This window comes from Ideonella margarita (genome assembly GCF_038066635.1).
In the GTDB taxonomy this organism is placed as follows: Bacteria; Pseudomonadota; Gammaproteobacteria; order Burkholderiales; family Burkholderiaceae_C; genus Ideonella; species Ideonella margarita.
Genome location: NZ_JBBUTI010000006.1, coordinates 219,211 through 233,972, shown reverse-complemented (window position 1 = coordinate 233,972; position 14,762 = coordinate 219,211). Strand labels below are relative to the sequence as shown.

Genomic DNA, 14,762 nt, shown 5'->3' with positions numbered 1-14,762 from the left:
AGTGGTTCGGTGTGGCATCGTCAATGCATCGCATGCCATGAATGGGCCGACGCCTTTGACTGCAGCCGAACTGCCCACCACGACCACTGCCATCGGTGCCTCGCGCGCCGGTCGCCTCAGCACCCTGGCCCTGGTGCTGGCGGGCTTGCTGCTGCTGGGCACCTGGGGCGCCACGCTCGGCATGCTGAGCCTGCAGCGCGACGAAACCGTGGAGGCCGAGCTCCGCCAGAACGCCAACCTGGCCAGCGTGCTGCAAGAGCAGACGCTGCGGGTGCTGGCCGGCGCCGACCAGGCGCTGCTGCGCCTGCGCGACCAGATCAAGCGCGGTGAGCCACCCGACCTCGTCGCACTGGCGGGTGAAACCGGACTGGCGCCGCGCATCCTGGTGCAGCTCTCGCACATCGGGCCGGACGGCCGGTTCCGCGGCAGCAACCTCGACCCCGATGGCCGCCAGACCGGCGCGATCGACCTGTCTGACCGTGAACATGTGCGGGTGCACCTGGGCCCCGAAGGCATCATCGACCGCGGCCTGTTCATCAGCAAGCCGGTGCTGGGCAAGGTGTCGCAGCGCTGGACGATCCAGCTGTCGCGCCGCATCAGCGCGCCCGACGGCCATGGTCTGGGCGTGGTCGTGGCCTCGCTGGACCCGGCCTACTTCGAGGACGTGTTCGGCGGCGTGGCCCTGGGCCGCCTGGGCAGCGTCGCGCTGGTCGGCCAGGACCAGGTCATCCGCGCCCGCGTGATGGGCGGCGACAGCCAGGGCATGGGCAGCAAGCTCAACCCGGGCAGCCCGCTCGTGCAGCCGCTGGCCGGCGCGATGGGCCGCTACAGCGGCCGGGGCATGGACGCCACCGATCCGGTCGACCGCATCCATGCCTGGCACCAGGTGGGCACCTACCCGCTGCGCGTCAGCGTGGCCACGGCCACCGATGAAGTGCTCGACAGCTGGCGCACCACCCGCACCGCGGTGCTGGGCATGGCCGCCCTGATTTCACTGGCGGTGCTGGGCGTCACCGCCAGCATCGTGCTGGGCCTGCGTCGGCTGGAGCAGCGCCACAGCCTGCTCGCGGCGCGTGAACAGCAGGCCCGCCTGGCGCATCAGGCCCAGAGCCGCTTCCTGGCCCGGCTGGCGCAGCAACTGCGTCGCCCGCTGAACGGGCTGCTGGCCATCGCCGACGAGCTGCCGGCGGACCAGGCGGGGGTGGTGCGCATGGGCACCGACCAGCTCAACCAGCACCTGCTGGCGATCCAGGATCTGGCCCTGATCGAAGCCGGACAGATGCACCTGCGCCCCGAGCCCGAGCCGCTGCGGCCGCTGCTGCGCGAAGTGGCGGAGGCGCTCTCGCTGCTGGCCACCCAGCGCGGCCAGCACCTGCAGCTGGAAGTGGCGCCAGCCGTGCCGGACTACCTGCACTGCGACGCCGCCCGCCTGCGCCAGCTGCTCGAAGCCCTGGTGCGCCATGCCTTGCTGACCGGCGGCCCGGGCCGGGTGCTGCTGGGCGTGCGGGCCCAGGACGACGCGGTGGTGTGCCATGTGGAAGCCCCGGGCAATGGCGAGGCCAGCCTGCCGATGGGCGCCCAGCCCTTTGCCCTGGACACCGAAGACGCCGAGGCCGAGCTCGGCCCCCGGCTGGCCATGGCGCTGGCCCAGGCCCTGGCGCGCCGCATGGGTGGCCAGCTGCTGGGCGAAAACACCGGCGGCAGCGGACATGCCGTTCGCCTGGTGCTGCCGATCGAACCACCCCCGGGCGGACCCACGCCCGCCAACTTGTAATGACCTCGCGGCCTTTGCGATACTGCCGGTGTGCCACCCTGCAGCAAACAGGCACCGAGGACTCGCTTTGAACATGCCCGGGCTGACCCGATTGACCTGTGCGCTCTGGCTGACGGTCGGCCTGCTGGGCGCTACGCCAGTCGCCGTTTCGGCGGCCACCACCGCCCCGTCATCCACCACCGCCTCCGGCGCCGCGCCTGACGCACCCATCACCCTGCGGGTGGTCGGCGGCCTGGCGAACGTCAACCAGTTCACCCGCCATGAAGAGCCGTTCTGGACGCGGGAGCTGCCCCAGCTGACCGGCGGCAAGCTCAACGGCGAAGTCACGGCCTTTGACCGTGCCGGCATCCGCGGCCAGGACATGCTGCGGCTGATGCAGCTGGGCGTGGTGCCTTTCGGCACGGCCCTGCTCAGCCTGAGCGGCGTGCAGGAGCCCCTGCTGGCCGCCCCCGACCTGGCCGGCCTGAACCCCGACATCGCCGCACTGCGCAAGCACACCCACGCCTTCCGGCCGGTGATGGCGAGCACGCTGCGCGAGCGCTACGGCATCGAGCTGCTGGCTGTCTATGTCTACCCGGCGCAGATGCTGTTCTGCAACCGCCCCTTCAGCGGCTTGGGCGATCTGACCGGCCGCCGCATCCGCACCACGGGCACGTCGCAGGCCGACTGGGTCGAAGCCGTGGGCGCCACACCGGTGCCGCTGCCCTTTGCCAGCATCGTCGGCAACCTGCGCAACAGCAACATCGACTGCGCCATCACCGGCAGCATGTCGGGCAACACCATCGGCCTGCCCGAGCTCACCACCCACATCCACAGCCTGGCGATCAGCTGGGGCATGGCGGTGTTTGGTGCCAATGGCGATGCCTGGGGAGCCTTGACCACCGGACAACGCCAGCTGCTCAAGGTGGAACTCGGCAAGCTCGAAACCCGCATCTGGGACGAGGCCAGCCGCGAGACCGGCGACGGCGTGGCGTGCAACATCGGCGCCAGCCAATGCCAGGCCGGCCGCAAAGGCGCGATGACCGAAGTCCGCGCCACGCCGCAGGATGAACGCCGGCGCCGCGAGATCTTCGCGAGCACCGTGCTGGCGCGCTGGGTGCAGCGCTGCGGCACCAGTTGCGCCGAGGCCTGGAACCACCACCTGGCCCCTGTCAGCGGCATCACTGCCCGACAACCCTGAGGCCGACAGGCGGTTGCATGCCCACGATCCTGCGCCGCAGCCGCATCGCCATTGCCGGGGTCACCGTGGTCTTCGTCGCCGGCATGGCGGCGGTGGCAGGCACGCTGATCCGCAATGCCGAACATGACGCGATGCAGGCGGCCCGCCAGCGCAGCGCACGGCTGATCAACAGCGCGGAGTCCGACATCAACCGCGGGCTGCTGGCCGTGGACGTGATGCTCGCCGGCACGCGCGAGCTGCTGAACCCGGCGCTGCAACGCAACGGCCAGCTCGACAAGGCCCTCAGCGCCCAACTGCTGCGTGCCGCCATCAACCGCAACCTGCTGATCAGCGACCTGATGCTGGTGGACGCCACCGGCACGGTCATGGTCGCCGGCCTGGGCAACCGCACGAAACTGGCCTCTCCGCTGCCGCCGGCCTTCGTCAACAAAGTGATGGGCCAGGCCGCACCGCAGATGCTGGTGAGCCAGCCGACGCTGAATTTCGCCACCGCGGAAAACGCCCTGTTCTTTGCCCGGCCCGTGGAATGGCCGGGGGTGGGACGTCTGCTGGTGGTGGCCGAAGTGCCCGTGGCGCAGATGGCCGCGGTGCTGGACCGCGACGCCGACAGCGACGGCGTGCAGATGACGCTGGAGCACGACGACGGCGAACTGCTGGTGATGGTGCCCGAGCAGACCGCCCTGGCCGGCCGGCGCCTGAGCCCGCCGCTCAACCGCGCCAACAGCACCGGCCTGGCCCAGCCGATGGCCGCCCGGCTGGACGGACAGGACGCGCTGGTAGCGGTGCGACCGACGCTCTATCCGCAGCTGCTGATTTCAGCCAGCCTGCCCACCCGCCAGGCCCTGCTGCCGGCGCGCCAGCAACGTCCGGTGGTGTTGCTGGTCACCGGCGGCTTCATCCTGCTGGTGCTGGCCTCGGCGGCCACGGCCCTGTGGTTCCTGCAGATCACGCACCGCGCCCGCGCAGGGGCCGAGCAATCGCGGCAGACCCTGGACAAGGCCCTGGCCGCCATGGCCGACGGCTTCCTGCTGTGTGACGCCAACGAACGCGTGGTGGCCTGGAACCCGCGGTACGAGGCCATCTTCCCGTGGCTTCGCGGTGTGCTGCGCCGCGGAACGCCCTACGAAACCCTGGCCTACACGGCCGTTCAGGCCATTCACCCCGAGCTGCCGGACAACGAGCAACGCCGCTGGGTGCAGGCCCGGCTGGATGCCCACCGCCGGCCTGAAGGCCACCTGGAGCAGCAGCTGCCGAGCGGCATGGTGATCCACGCGATCGAGCGGCGCATGCCCGACGGCGGCGTCGTCAGCGTCTTCCGCGACATCACCAGCTCGGAGCAGACACTGGCGCAGGCCAAGGCCGACGCCGAGGCTGCGAACGAAGCCAAGTCGCGCTTCCTGGCGCAGATGAGCCACGAGATCCGCACGCCGCTGAACGCCGTGCTGGGCACCAACGGCCTGCTGCTGGCCAGTGGCCTGAACGACGACCAGCGGCGGCTGTGCGAACTGATGCGCCAGTCCGGCCAGGCGCTGCTGGCGGTCATCAACGACATCCTTGATCTGTCCAAGATCGAGGCTGGCCGGATGACGCTGGAGATCGTCTCGTTCAACCCGCTGGGCACCGTGAATGACGTGGTGCAGTTGCTCTCGGTGCGGGCGCAGGCGCAAGGCCTGGGGCTGCACCTCGAAGGCCATGCCCTGCCGCCCCTGATGGGCGACCCCAGCCGGCTGCGGCAGATCCTGTTCAACCTGATCGGCAACGCACTGAAATTCACCGACCGTGGCGACGTGCGGGTGCGCCTGTCGGCCACGCCGCTGACCGACGGCCAGATGCAGCTGTGCATCGAGGTGCAGGACACCGGCATCGGCATCGCGCCTGACATGCTGCCCACCTTGTTCGAGCGCTTCCTGCAGGGCGACAGCCGCACGGCCCGGCGCTACGGCGGCAGTGGGCTGGGGCTGGCCATCAGCCACGACCTGGCGGTGCTGATGGGTGGGCGCATTGAAGCGCAGAGCGTGCTGGGCCAGGGCAGCACCTTCCGGGTGACGCTGCCGCTGCCGCTGGCCCGCGAAGCGCCGCAGGTGGCCCCGGCGTTGCCAGCCCCGACGAGCATCGGCGCCTTGCGGCGGCGCATTCTGGTGGCCGAAGACAACGGCGTGAACCAGATCCTGATCAAGGCGATGCTCGACCGGCTGGGCCATTACTGCGACATCGTGGCCAACGGCGTGGAAGCGGTGCGGCAGGTGCAGGCCAGCCAGTACGACCTGGTGCTGATGGACATCCAGATGCCCGAGATGGACGGTGAAGCCGCCACCCTAGCCATCCGCGCCCTGCCCGGTGCGGTGCGCAAGGTGCCCATCGTGGCCATGACGGCGCACGCCATGGCCGAACACCGCCAGGCGTCAGAGGCCGCCGGCATGAACGGCCACCTGAGCAAGCCGGTCGACCTGGCCGTGCTGGCGGACATGATCCGCCGCATGGCACCCTGAGCAGGCGCCCGGCGGCAGATCAGGCTGGCCGCAAGATCACCAGATCTTGATGCGGTCCTTGGCGGGCTTGAACATGCGGTCACCCGCGCGGGTGCCAAACGCCTGATGGAAGCTGTCGATGTTCACCACCGTGCCGTTCGCGCGGAACTCGTCCGGCGAGTGCGGGTCGGCCGTCAGGATGCGCAGCATCAGCTCGTCGCGCATCTTGCCGCGCCAGGCGTAGGCGAAGCCATAGAAGAAGCGCTGCTCACCCGTGATGCCGTCGATCACCGGGGCCGGCTGGCCCTTCAGCGACAGCACCCAGGCCTTGTGCGCGATTTCCAGACCCGACAGGTCGGCGATGTTTTCACCCAGGGTGAGTTCACCGTTGACCTTCTGGCCCGGCAGGGCTTCATAGCCACCGTACTGCTTCACCAGCGCGGCGCCGAGCTTGGCGAAGGCCTTGCGATCGGCCGGGGTCCACCAGTTGAGCAGGCGGCCGTCGCCGTCGAACTGGCTGCCCTGGTCATCGAAGCCGTGGCTGATCTCATGGCCGATCACGGCACCGATGGCGCCGTAGTTCTGCGCGTCATCAGCGTCCATGTCAAAGAACGGCGGCTCCAGGATGGCCGCCGGGAACACGATCTCGTTCATCGACGGGTTGTAGTACGCATTCACCGTCTGCGGCGTCATGCCCCACTCGGTGCGGTCCACCGGCTGGCCCAGCTTGGCCGCCACGCGTTCAAACTCGAAACGGCCGGCGCGCATCAGGTTGCCCAGCGGGTCCGCGTCGCGGATCTCGAGCTTGCCGTAGTCGCGCCACTGGGTCGGATAGCCGATCTTGACGGTGTACTTCGACAGCTTCTCGCGGGCCTTGGCACGGGTGGCCGCGCTCATCCACGACAGCTTGTCGATGGACTCGCCGTACGACACCATCAGGTTGTCCACCATCTGCTGCATGCGGGCCTTGTTGGCCGGCGGGAAGTGGCGTGCCACGTAGACCTGGCCCACGGCTTCGCCGAGGGCGCCGTCGAGCGCATCGGTGCCTTCCTGCCAACGCGGACGCGGCTCCTTCTGGCCGGCCAGCGCCGTACCGCGGAAGGCAAAGCGGGCATCGCGCCAGGCCTTGGGCAGCACGCGGGCCGCGCTGTCCAGCGTGTGGGCCTTCAGGTAGAGCTGCCAGGTGGTCAGCGGCACGTCATTCACGGCCTTGGCGAAGTCCTTGTTGTAGCTCGGCTGGGACACCGACAGGCGCGCCATCTTCGACATGGACGACGCAGCAAAAAATGCCGACCAGTCAAAGCCCGGGGCCGAGGCCGCCAGGGCCTTCAGCGTCATCGGGTTCCAGGTCTTCTTCGGGTCGCGGTTCTTCACCTCGTCCCACTGCGCCTGCGCCAGGCGAGTTTCCAGCGCCATCACGGCCGTGGCACCGGCTTCCGCCGCCGCAGCGGTGTCGCCATTCAGCTTGAACAACTCGACCAGATACGCCTGGTAGGCCGCGCGGGCCTTGGCCTTGCGCTCGTCCTTCGACAGGTAGTAGTCGCGGTTCGGCAGACCCAGGCCGGCTTGCCAGGTCAGCGCCAGGTTCACGTCCGGGTGCTTGGCATCCGGCTGCACATCCAGGGCGATCGGGCCGGCCACGCGGCCTTGCCATTCACCCAGCAGCACGGCCAGATCACGCGGCGACTTCACCGCATCGATGCGGGCCAGCCAGGGCGTCACCGCGGCGGTGCCGGCCTTGTCGATGGTGTCAACGTCGATGAACGACTTGTAGAAGCTGCCGACCTTCTGCTCGATGCTGCCGGGCGCGTGGGTCTTGGCGGCGAGCTCGTCAACGATGGCGCGCACGCGGCCGTCGGCGCGGTCAGCCAGGATCACGAAGTTGCCGTAGCTGGACTTGTCAGCGGGGATGGCGTTGGCCTTGAGCCAGCCACCGTTGGCCGCGCGGAACAGGTCGTCCTGCGGGCGCACCGAGGTGTCAAAACCGCTGCGGTCGAACGTGGGGGAGGCACAAAGCGCCGTGCCATGCAGGCTGAGGGCAACCAGGGCCGCAGCGGCCAGGGAGGTGAACTTCAACACGTGAGGATCCTGTGGGGTGAGGAACAAACCACCACTGGTCCGGCTTGTGGCCGACAAAACGCAGTGGCACCGATGGGTGCCACGCTATCACGCCGGGGCGTCCGCCCGAAGCATGGTTTCCAGGCACTGCTCGGTGATGCCGTAGAAGGCCTTGAGCTCGGCGATCTGGGCCAGCACCGCGGCGCGGTGCTCGGCTTCGCCCGGGACATCCGCTGGTCGACGCGCCGCCAGGATCATCTTGTTCTTGCTGGTGTGTTCCAGCGCCACGAACTCGAACACCTGGGCGTCATAGCCATGCGCATCGAGCAGCAGCGCGCGCAGGCTGTCGGTCACCATCTCGGCCTGCTGGCCGAGGTGGATGCCGTGCTGCAGCATCGGCTGCAACAGCGGCGGCAGTTGCATCTGCGGGCGGATCTGCTTGTGGCAGCACGGTGAGCTGAGGATGATGGCCGCGCCGGCACGCACGGCCGTGTGCAGGGCGAAGTCGGTGGCGGTGTCGCAGGCGTGCAGCGCGATCATCACGTCCAGCCGCTCGGGCACATGGCTGCGCACATCACCGCAGATGAACTGCAGGCCGCTCAGGCCCCGCCGCCCAGCTGCCGCGTTGCACAGGTGGACCATGTCTTCACGCAGCTCGACCCCACGCACCTGGGCGTTCCAGCCGCGTGCGGCATGCAGGTGCTGGTAGGTGGCGAAGGTGAGGTACCCCTTGCCCGCACCGAAATCCACCACGTTCACCGTGCCGTCGGCCGGCTGAAACTGCGCCTGGGTCAGCGCGTGGTCGAGCACCTCGACGAACTTGTTGATCTGCTTCCACTTGCGCGACATGGCGGGCACCAGGCGGTGCTGCGCATCGGTCACGCCCAGGTCTTCGAGGAAGGGCAGGTCCAGGCTGAGCAGGCGGTGCTTTTCGCGGTTGTGGCCGGTCAGGGCAGCGGCGGTGACATCCCCAGTGCCACCTTCATCGGCCCCGGCGGCGGAAGCGCTTGCGGCCGTCACGGCCTTGCGCACCAGGCCGATCTTGCCGCGCTTGCTGATCATCAGCTGCAGCTCTTCGGTGGTGGTGAACAGGTGGGCGTGGCTGAAGGTGCCCCCCAGCAATTCATCGACTTGCGCCAGGCCCTCGGCGAGCGGCGGGTTCTTGGTGATGTCCTTGGTGCTGTGGCGCCAGACCAGGTTCAGGCAGGCCTCGTTGCGCAGCATCAGCGGGCGGGCCGTGACGCGCACCAAGTCGTGCCCGCCGTGGCGGGGCTTGCCCAGCACCAGCTTGATGCAGTGCTGCTGGGCAATCGCCTCGCGCAGGCTTTGCAGGAAGCGGTCGCGCCGGGCCAGGTCGACCAGCGCGGTGCGGTCGTCGTTCAGGGCAGCAGAAGAAACATCCGGGACATCACTCATGCCCCGGATTGTCTCAGGCGCGCTCACACCAGCGTGTTGCTCTCCACCACCTCGGTGGTGATCGGGCCGTTGCCGGCCCATCGGTCAAGCGCCAGGTAGATGACCGGCGTGATGTAGAGCGTCACGGCCTGGCTCAGCACCAGGCCACCCACCACGGCCAGGCCCAGCGGCTGGCGCAGCTCGGCGCCGGCACCCAGGCCCAGCGCGATCGGCAGTGCACCCATGATGGCGGCCAGCGTGGTCATCATGATCGGCCGCAGGCGCAGCACCGCCGCTTGCCGGATGGCCTCGGCCGGTGTCATGCCCTGGTGGCGCTGCGCATCGAGGGCGAAGTCGATCATCATGATCGCGTTCTTCTTCACGATGCCGATCAGCATCAGGATGCCGATGGTGGCGATCAGCGTCAGGTCCTGGCCAAACGCATAGAGCGTGATCAACGCGCCCACCGCCGCCGACGGCAGGCCCGCCAGGATCGTCAGCGGGTGGATGTAGCTCTCGTACAGCACGCCCAGCAGCACGTAGATGACCGCCAGCGCCGCCAGGATCAGGATGGTCTGGCCACTCTGCGAATCCTGGAAGACCGCGGCGTCACCACCCCAGCTGGCGATGACGGTGGCCGGCAGTTGCAGATCGGCGCTGATCTCGCCCATGCGCTTGGTGGCATCACCCAGTGCCGCGTCGGGCGCGATGTTGAAGCTGAGGGTGACCGCCTGCAGCTGCCCCTGGTGGTTCACCGAGGTGGGCCCCAGCGTGCGCTGCACCGTGGCAAACGCCGACAGCGGCACCAGCCCACCGGCCTTGCTGCGCAGGTAGACCTTGTTGAAGGCGTCTTCGAAACGACGGTCGGCATCAGCCGCTTCCATGATGACGCTGAAGCTGTTGCTCGGGCCGTAGATGGTCGACACCTGCCGCTCACCGAAGGCGTTGTACAGCGCGGTGCGCACGTCCGACATCTGCACGCCGAGCAAGTTGGCCTTGTCGCGGTCGATGCTCAGCGAGGCTTCCAGGCCGCGGTTCTGCGCGTCACTGGTCACGTCGCGGAACAGCGGGTCGGCGCGCATCTTCTCCTGCAGCTTGCTGCCCCATTCGGTCAGCGAATCGGCGCTCACGCTTTGCAGCGTGTACTGGTAGCGCGCCTTCGATTGGCGACCACCCAGCTGCAGGTTCTGCACCGGCCGCATGAACACCTGCATGCCGGCCACGCCACGCAGCTTCTTGCGCAGGCCTTCCACCACTTCCTTCATCGGCGGGCGTTCACTGCGCGGCTTCAGGTTGATGAACATGCGGCCACCACTGCCGCCGCCCAGGAACGACGACACCGTGGCCACCGATGGATCGTCGCGGAAGATCTTCACGACCTGCGCCTGCAGTGCCATCTTGGCGTCGAAGGAAATGTCTTCCGCGCCTTCGGTGGTCACCTGCATCTGGCCCAGGTCTTCCTCGGGGAAAAAGCCCTTGGGCATCACGGTGAACAACCACAGCGTCAAGGCCAGGCTGCCGGCCGCCACACCCAGCATCCAGCGGCTGTGTTTCAGGGCCCAGTCGAGCGAGCGGGCATAACCGTTCTGCAGCGCCGAGAAGCCGCGCTCGAAGGTGCGGCCCAGCGGGCCTTCCTCGTGTGCTTCATGGTGCTTCAGGTAGCGGCTGCACAGCATTGGCACCAGCGTGAGTGACACCACCGCCGACACCAGGATCGACAGGCCCACTACCACCGCAAACTCGTGGAACAGCAGGCCGATCACGCCGGGCATGAAAAAGATCGGGATCAGCACCGCCACCAGCGACACCGAGATCGAGACGATGGTGAAGCTCATCTCGCGCGCACCCCGCACAGCCGCGGCAAACGGCTGCATGCCGTCTTCCACATGGCGCACGATGTTCTCAAGCATCACGATGGCGTCGTCCACCACCAGGCCCACGGCCAGCGTGATGCCCAGCAGCGAGATGTTGTCGAGGCTGTAGCCGAAGGCGTAAAGCAGCGACACGGCGCCGATCAGCGACACCGGCAGCGACAAGGTCGGGATGACCGTGGCCGACAGGCGCCGCAGGAACAGGAAGATCACCAGCACCACCAGCGCCACGGTAAGCGCCAGCGTCAGGAACACATCGTGCAGCGCCTCGCGGATTGATCTGGACCGGTCGTTCACCGGCGTCATCTTCACCGAGGCCGGCAGCTGTGATTCGAAGCGCGGCAGCATCGCCTTGACCTTGTCCACCACCTGCACGGTGTTGGCATTGGGTTGGCGCTGCACGGCCAGCGTGATCGACGGCTCACCATTGAGCTCGGCATGGCTCTTCACGGTCTCGACGCTGTCTTGAACCAGCGCCACATCACGCAGGCGCACCGGGCCGCCATTGCGGGTGGCCACGATGACCTGGCCCCACTCGCGCGCCGACATCAGCTGCTTGTTGGCATTCACCGTCAGCGTCTGGCGCGGCCCTTCCAGCAGGCCCACCGGCGTGTTCGAGTTGGCACCGGCCAGGGCCGTGCGCAGCTCATCGAGCGTGAGGTTGCGCTCGGCCAGCATCTCGGCATTCACCTGGATGCGGACGGCGTAACGGCGCTGACCAAAGATCGACACCTGGGCCACGCCTTCGATCGTCGACAAGCTGGGCGACAGCAGGTTCTCGGCGTAGTCGTTCAACTCGGTCAGCGAGATGGACGGTGAGGTGAGCGCCACCAGCAGCACCGGCGCATCGGCTGGATTGACCTTGCGGTAGCTGGGCGGCGAGGTCATTTCGGCAGGCAGGCTGCGTTGGGCCCGGAACAGCGCGGCCTGCACATCGAGTGCGGCGGCATCGATGTTGCGCGAGCCATCAAATTCCAGCGTCAGCGAGGTGCTGCCGAGCGAGCTCGACGAGCTGATCACCGACAAGCCGGCGATGGTCGAGAACTGCTTTTCCAGCGGCAGGGCCACCGAGCTCGCCATGGTTTCAGGTGAAGCGCCGGGCAAGCTGGCATTCACGTTGATGACCGGCGTGTCGTAGCTGGGCAAGGCCGCGACCGGAATCTTGTCGAGCGCCAGTGCGCCCGCCACCACCACGGCCAGGTTCAGCAACACCGTCATCACGGGACGGCGGATGAAGGTCTCCGCGAAACTCATCGCGAGGCTCCGGAAGCAGCGGTGGCTGCAGAGGCTGAGGCTTCACCTGGACCACTGGCGCTGCCCGCCGCGCCCGAGGCGCCCTTGCCCGCCTTGGCTGCCGCCACCTTCACCGGCGTGCCCGGCCGCAGGTTCTGCTTGCCGTCCACCACCACCTGCTCGCCCGGGCTCACGCCTTCCACGGCCACGAATTCACCGGCGTTGAAGCGCTGCTGCACCGGGCGCATTTCGGCTTCACCCTTGGCATTCACCACATACACCTGGCGTTCCTGGCCGCGGATGATGAGCGCGGCCTGCGGCACCACGGATGCGTCCTTCAAGGTGCGCAGCGTCATCTTCACCGTCACGTACTGACCCGGCCAGAGCAGCTGTTTCGGGTTGGGCACCTCGCCCTTGACCTTGATCGTGCCGCTGGCGACATCCACCGTGTTGTCGATGAAGGACACCGTGCCATTCAGGCTTTCGCGCGGGGCATTGCGGCCCGGGCCCGACGGCGGCAGCAGCACCGTCACGCCAGCGCCCTTGGCACCCTTGCCCTCTTCACCACCGCGCAGCAGCGCACCCAGCTGCGCTTCCGGGATCTGGAAGCTCACATTGATCGGGTCCATCTGGCTGATCGTCACCAGCGCCGCACCCGAGGGTTGCACCAGGCTGCCCGGGTTCACCGCGATCGCGCCGGTGCGGCCCGACAAGGGCGCACGCAGGCTGCCGTAACTGGTGCTCACATCAGCAGCTCGCACGGCCGCTTCGTCAGCCACCACCAGCGCACGCTGCGCTTCCACCTGGGCCAGCACCGTGTCGGCAGCGCCTTGCGAAATGAAGTTCTGCGCGCGCAATTCCTGAGAACGCTTCCACTGCCGCTCCAGATCAGCCAGCGTGGCGCGGTCACGCAGCAGCGTGGCACGGGCCTTTTCGGCATTGGCCTGGTCGGCGCGGTCGTCGAAGCTGAACAGCAGGTCGCCCTTCCTCACGAACTGGCCTTCACGGATGGCGATGCTGCGCACGGTGGTGGACACCTGCGGCCGCAACTCCACCGTGTTCAGCGGCACCACGGTGCCGGTGGCTTCGATGGTGACCGGCACGTCCTTCTGCAGCACGGTGAACACGGTGACGGTCTGAGCCGGCCGGGGTGCAGAGGCCGTACCAGCTGCTGCATCTGCCGCTGGTTGGGCGCTTCGTGCCCGCCACCAGGTACCGCCACCAACCGCAGCCGCCACGGCCACCAGGGCCCACAAGATCGTGCTCTTTTTCATTTCAACTTCATCCAGCTTTGTTCATACAGCAGGAGCACACAGCACCCGCAAGAGTTCCATGGCTTCACGCAATTGCGTCAAAGCGGAGTCCGGCAAACTCGCCAGACGATGTGAAAACGATCGGGCCGTGCGGGCCCATGCAGCTTCCACGAGCGTTTGACCGGCCGGTGTCAATGAGATGAGCCGACGGCGCTTGTCATCGGTGTCGGACGCCACCACCAACCAACCCGCCTTGGCCAGCCGCGTGACATTGACCGAGGCCGTGGGCACCGTCACACCGAGGTGCGCCGCCAGGTCACCCACCGTGGTCGACGGTTGCCGCCACGCAAAAATCAGCGCGCGAAATTGCGGCACGGTCAGGCTGTCTGGTGCGGCGCTGCGCATGGCACTGCGCAACTCACGCATCACTTCAGGCACCACCCCCATCACAGCCAGCGCAGCGGCATGGGCCATGTCAGCAGCTGATTCGGACGGAGCAGGACTGCTGGACAAGGGGGGCGCGGACAAATCTGACACTTTGATAATCTAACAAAGTGTCATGACACTGTTGAGACGAGGTTTACACCAACCCTGCCCGTGGTCAGGTCTAAGTGGGTTTCAGGCACGTGTTGCGAGTGCGGCCATCAAGTCCTCGACACTCCAGGTTTTCAGCCCGCGCTGGCGAATGGCGGGTGGGCGCGTCAACTCTTGTGCTCCAACCTCATTTGCCAAGTTTTGCAGCACAACGTCAGGCTGACCGGCTCGAACCAGCGCTGCCAACGCACGGTCTCGGCTGGCGCGGCCAGATCGGGTGGTGGTGGTCTCCAGCACGTTCACCACTTCCACATGCGGCAAAAAGTCAGCCAGCAAATCCTGGCATTCCTCAGGCGCCAGTTCCCAGTGTGGCCAGGCCAGGGCCTGCACCAACTCGCGTGCCATGGCAGTGCACAGCAGGGGCGTGATATGCCCGGCTTGCCAACTTTGCCGCAACCAGACGCCAGGGCCTTGGTTTCGTATCAAGGCATCGAGCACCACCGGCGTGTCGATGGCCACCCGCCAGGGGCGCGCCGTTGTTGGCACGGTTTTTTTCAAGGTGGCGCCGCTCATGCCGTGTCCTTGCCCAGTTTTGAACGCTTTTGGCGGGTCTCCCCGTTTTTGGCAGGCTCAGCACGCGCTTCGCTCATCACTTTGGCAAGCACTGCCCGTTTTTTTTCCCGCGTTTTTTCAGCTTTGCCTGTCTTTGCAGCAGTGGGGGTGGTTGAGCGCTTGCGGGCCGAGATCGGCTTGTCGTTGCGGGCCCAGGCCACGGCGTCGAACGCGCTGGTTTCAGCCAGGCCCAGCGCACTCAGTTTGGCGCGCACGGCATCTGAGCGTTGGATGCGCACGGGGGTCAGCACGATCTGGCCGTCGGTCACCTGCACCTCGAAATACGCGGCCGGGCCCACCGCTTCGGTGATGACCTTGGGCAGCGTCAACTGGTTCTTCGAAGTCAGCTTGGCCAGCATTGAAATCCGTCAATCAGAAAGTAAG

Annotated in this window: 10 protein-coding genes; 3 read left to right on the top strand and 7 right to left on the bottom strand. The window is 67.4% G+C overall.

Going from position 1 to position 14,762, the window contains the following annotated elements; translation table 11 throughout:
• Positions 1–37 precede the first annotated feature (37 nt).
• The 3 genes from AACH00_RS10365 (at position 38) to AACH00_RS10355 (ending at position 5,443) form a co-directional block, all read left to right on the top strand.
• On the top strand, positions 38–1,774 hold the full coding sequence (locus tag AACH00_RS10365) for a sensor histidine kinase (protein ID WP_341399049.1): 1,737 nt from the start codon (positions 38–40) through the stop codon (positions 1,772–1,774).
• A gap of 73 nt (positions 1,775–1,847) precedes the next feature.
• The gene (locus tag AACH00_RS10360; RefSeq protein ID WP_341399048.1) at positions 1,848–2,954 is read left to right on the top strand and encodes a TRAP transporter substrate-binding protein; all 1,107 of its coding nucleotides are present in this window, start codon (positions 1,848–1,850) and stop codon (positions 2,952–2,954) included.
• A gap of 17 nt (positions 2,955–2,971) precedes the next feature.
• Positions 2,972–5,443, top strand: coding sequence for an ATP-binding protein (locus tag AACH00_RS10355; RefSeq protein WP_341399047.1), 2,472 nt, complete (start codon positions 2,972–2,974; stop codon positions 5,441–5,443).
• 36 nt (positions 5,444–5,479) lie between these two features.
• On the opposite strand, the gene AACH00_RS10350 is transcribed toward AACH00_RS10355, so the two are convergent.
• The 7 genes from AACH00_RS10350 to AACH00_RS10320 all read right to left on the bottom strand — a co-directional run bounded on the left by AACH00_RS10350 (position 5,480) and on the right by AACH00_RS10320 (position 14,737).
• On the bottom strand, positions 5,480–7,501 hold the full coding sequence (locus tag AACH00_RS10350) for a M13 family metallopeptidase (protein ID WP_341399046.1): 2,022 nt from the start codon (positions 7,499–7,501) through the stop codon (positions 5,480–5,482).
• A gap of 87 nt (positions 7,502–7,588) precedes the next feature.
• Positions 7,589–8,896, bottom strand: coding sequence for a class I SAM-dependent methyltransferase (locus tag AACH00_RS10345; protein ID WP_341399045.1), 1,308 nt, complete (start codon positions 8,894–8,896; stop codon positions 7,589–7,591).
• A 23-nt stretch (positions 8,897–8,919) separates the two neighbouring features.
• Positions 8,920–12,000 carry an efflux RND transporter permease subunit gene (locus AACH00_RS10340; protein WP_341399044.1) on the bottom strand — a complete coding sequence of 1,027 codons (3,081 nt, stop codon included), beginning with the start codon at positions 11,998–12,000 and terminating at the stop codon, positions 8,920–8,922.
• A complete protein-coding gene (locus tag AACH00_RS10335; protein ID WP_341399043.1) occupies positions 11,997–13,253 on the bottom strand; it encodes an efflux RND transporter periplasmic adaptor subunit in 1,257 nt (418 codons plus the stop codon). The genes AACH00_RS10340 and AACH00_RS10335 overlap by 4 nt, the downstream gene beginning before the upstream one ends.
• A gap of 21 nt (positions 13,254–13,274) precedes the next feature.
• Positions 13,275–13,706 carry a MarR family winged helix-turn-helix transcriptional regulator gene (locus AACH00_RS10330; protein ID WP_341399042.1) on the bottom strand — a complete coding sequence of 144 codons (432 nt, stop codon included), beginning with the start codon at positions 13,704–13,706 and terminating at the stop codon, positions 13,275–13,277.
• Positions 13,707–13,850: 144 nt separating this feature from the next.
• Positions 13,851–14,339 (bottom strand): PIN domain-containing protein, encoded by a 489-nt coding sequence (locus AACH00_RS10325; RefSeq protein ID WP_341399041.1) that lies wholly within the window; start codon positions 14,337–14,339, stop codon positions 13,851–13,853.
• Entirely contained in the window at positions 14,336–14,737 is a 402-nt protein-coding gene (locus AACH00_RS10320; protein WP_341399040.1) for an AbrB/MazE/SpoVT family DNA-binding domain-containing protein, read from the bottom strand. The genes AACH00_RS10325 and AACH00_RS10320 overlap by 4 nt, the downstream gene beginning before the upstream one ends.
• Between the last annotated feature and the right edge of the window lie 25 nt (positions 14,738–14,762).

Bases quoted from the DNA above. Each gene is read 5' to 3' on its own strand.
- AACH00_RS10365 (WP_341399049.1), top strand. From the start codon at position 38: ATGAATGGGCCGACGCCTTTGACTGCAGCCGAACTGCCCACCACGACC.
- AACH00_RS10360 (WP_341399048.1), top strand. From the start codon at position 1,848: ATGCCCGGGCTGACCCGATTGACCTGTGCGCTCTGGCTGACGGTCGGC.
- AACH00_RS10355 (WP_341399047.1), top strand. From the start codon at position 2,972: ATGCCCACGATCCTGCGCCGCAGCCGCATCGCCATTGCCGGGGTCACC.
- AACH00_RS10345 (WP_341399045.1), bottom strand. From the start codon at position 8,896: ATGAGTGATGTCCCGGATGTTTCTTCTGCTGCCCTGAACGACGACCGC.
- AACH00_RS10340 (WP_341399044.1), bottom strand. From the start codon at position 12,000: ATGAGTTTCGCGGAGACCTTCATCCGCCGTCCCGTGATGACGGTGTTG.
- AACH00_RS10335 (WP_341399043.1), bottom strand. From the start codon at position 13,253: ATGAAAAAGAGCACGATCTTGTGGGCCCTGGTGGCCGTGGCGGCTGCG.
- AACH00_RS10330 (WP_341399042.1), bottom strand. From the start codon at position 13,706: ATGGCCCATGCCGCTGCGCTGGCTGTGATGGGGGTGGTGCCTGAAGTG.
- AACH00_RS10325 (WP_341399041.1), bottom strand. From the start codon at position 14,339: ATGAGCGGCGCCACCTTGAAAAAAACCGTGCCAACAACGGCGCGCCCC.
- AACH00_RS10320 (WP_341399040.1), bottom strand. From the start codon at position 14,737: ATGCTGGCCAAGCTGACTTCGAAGAACCAGTTGACGCTGCCCAAGGTC.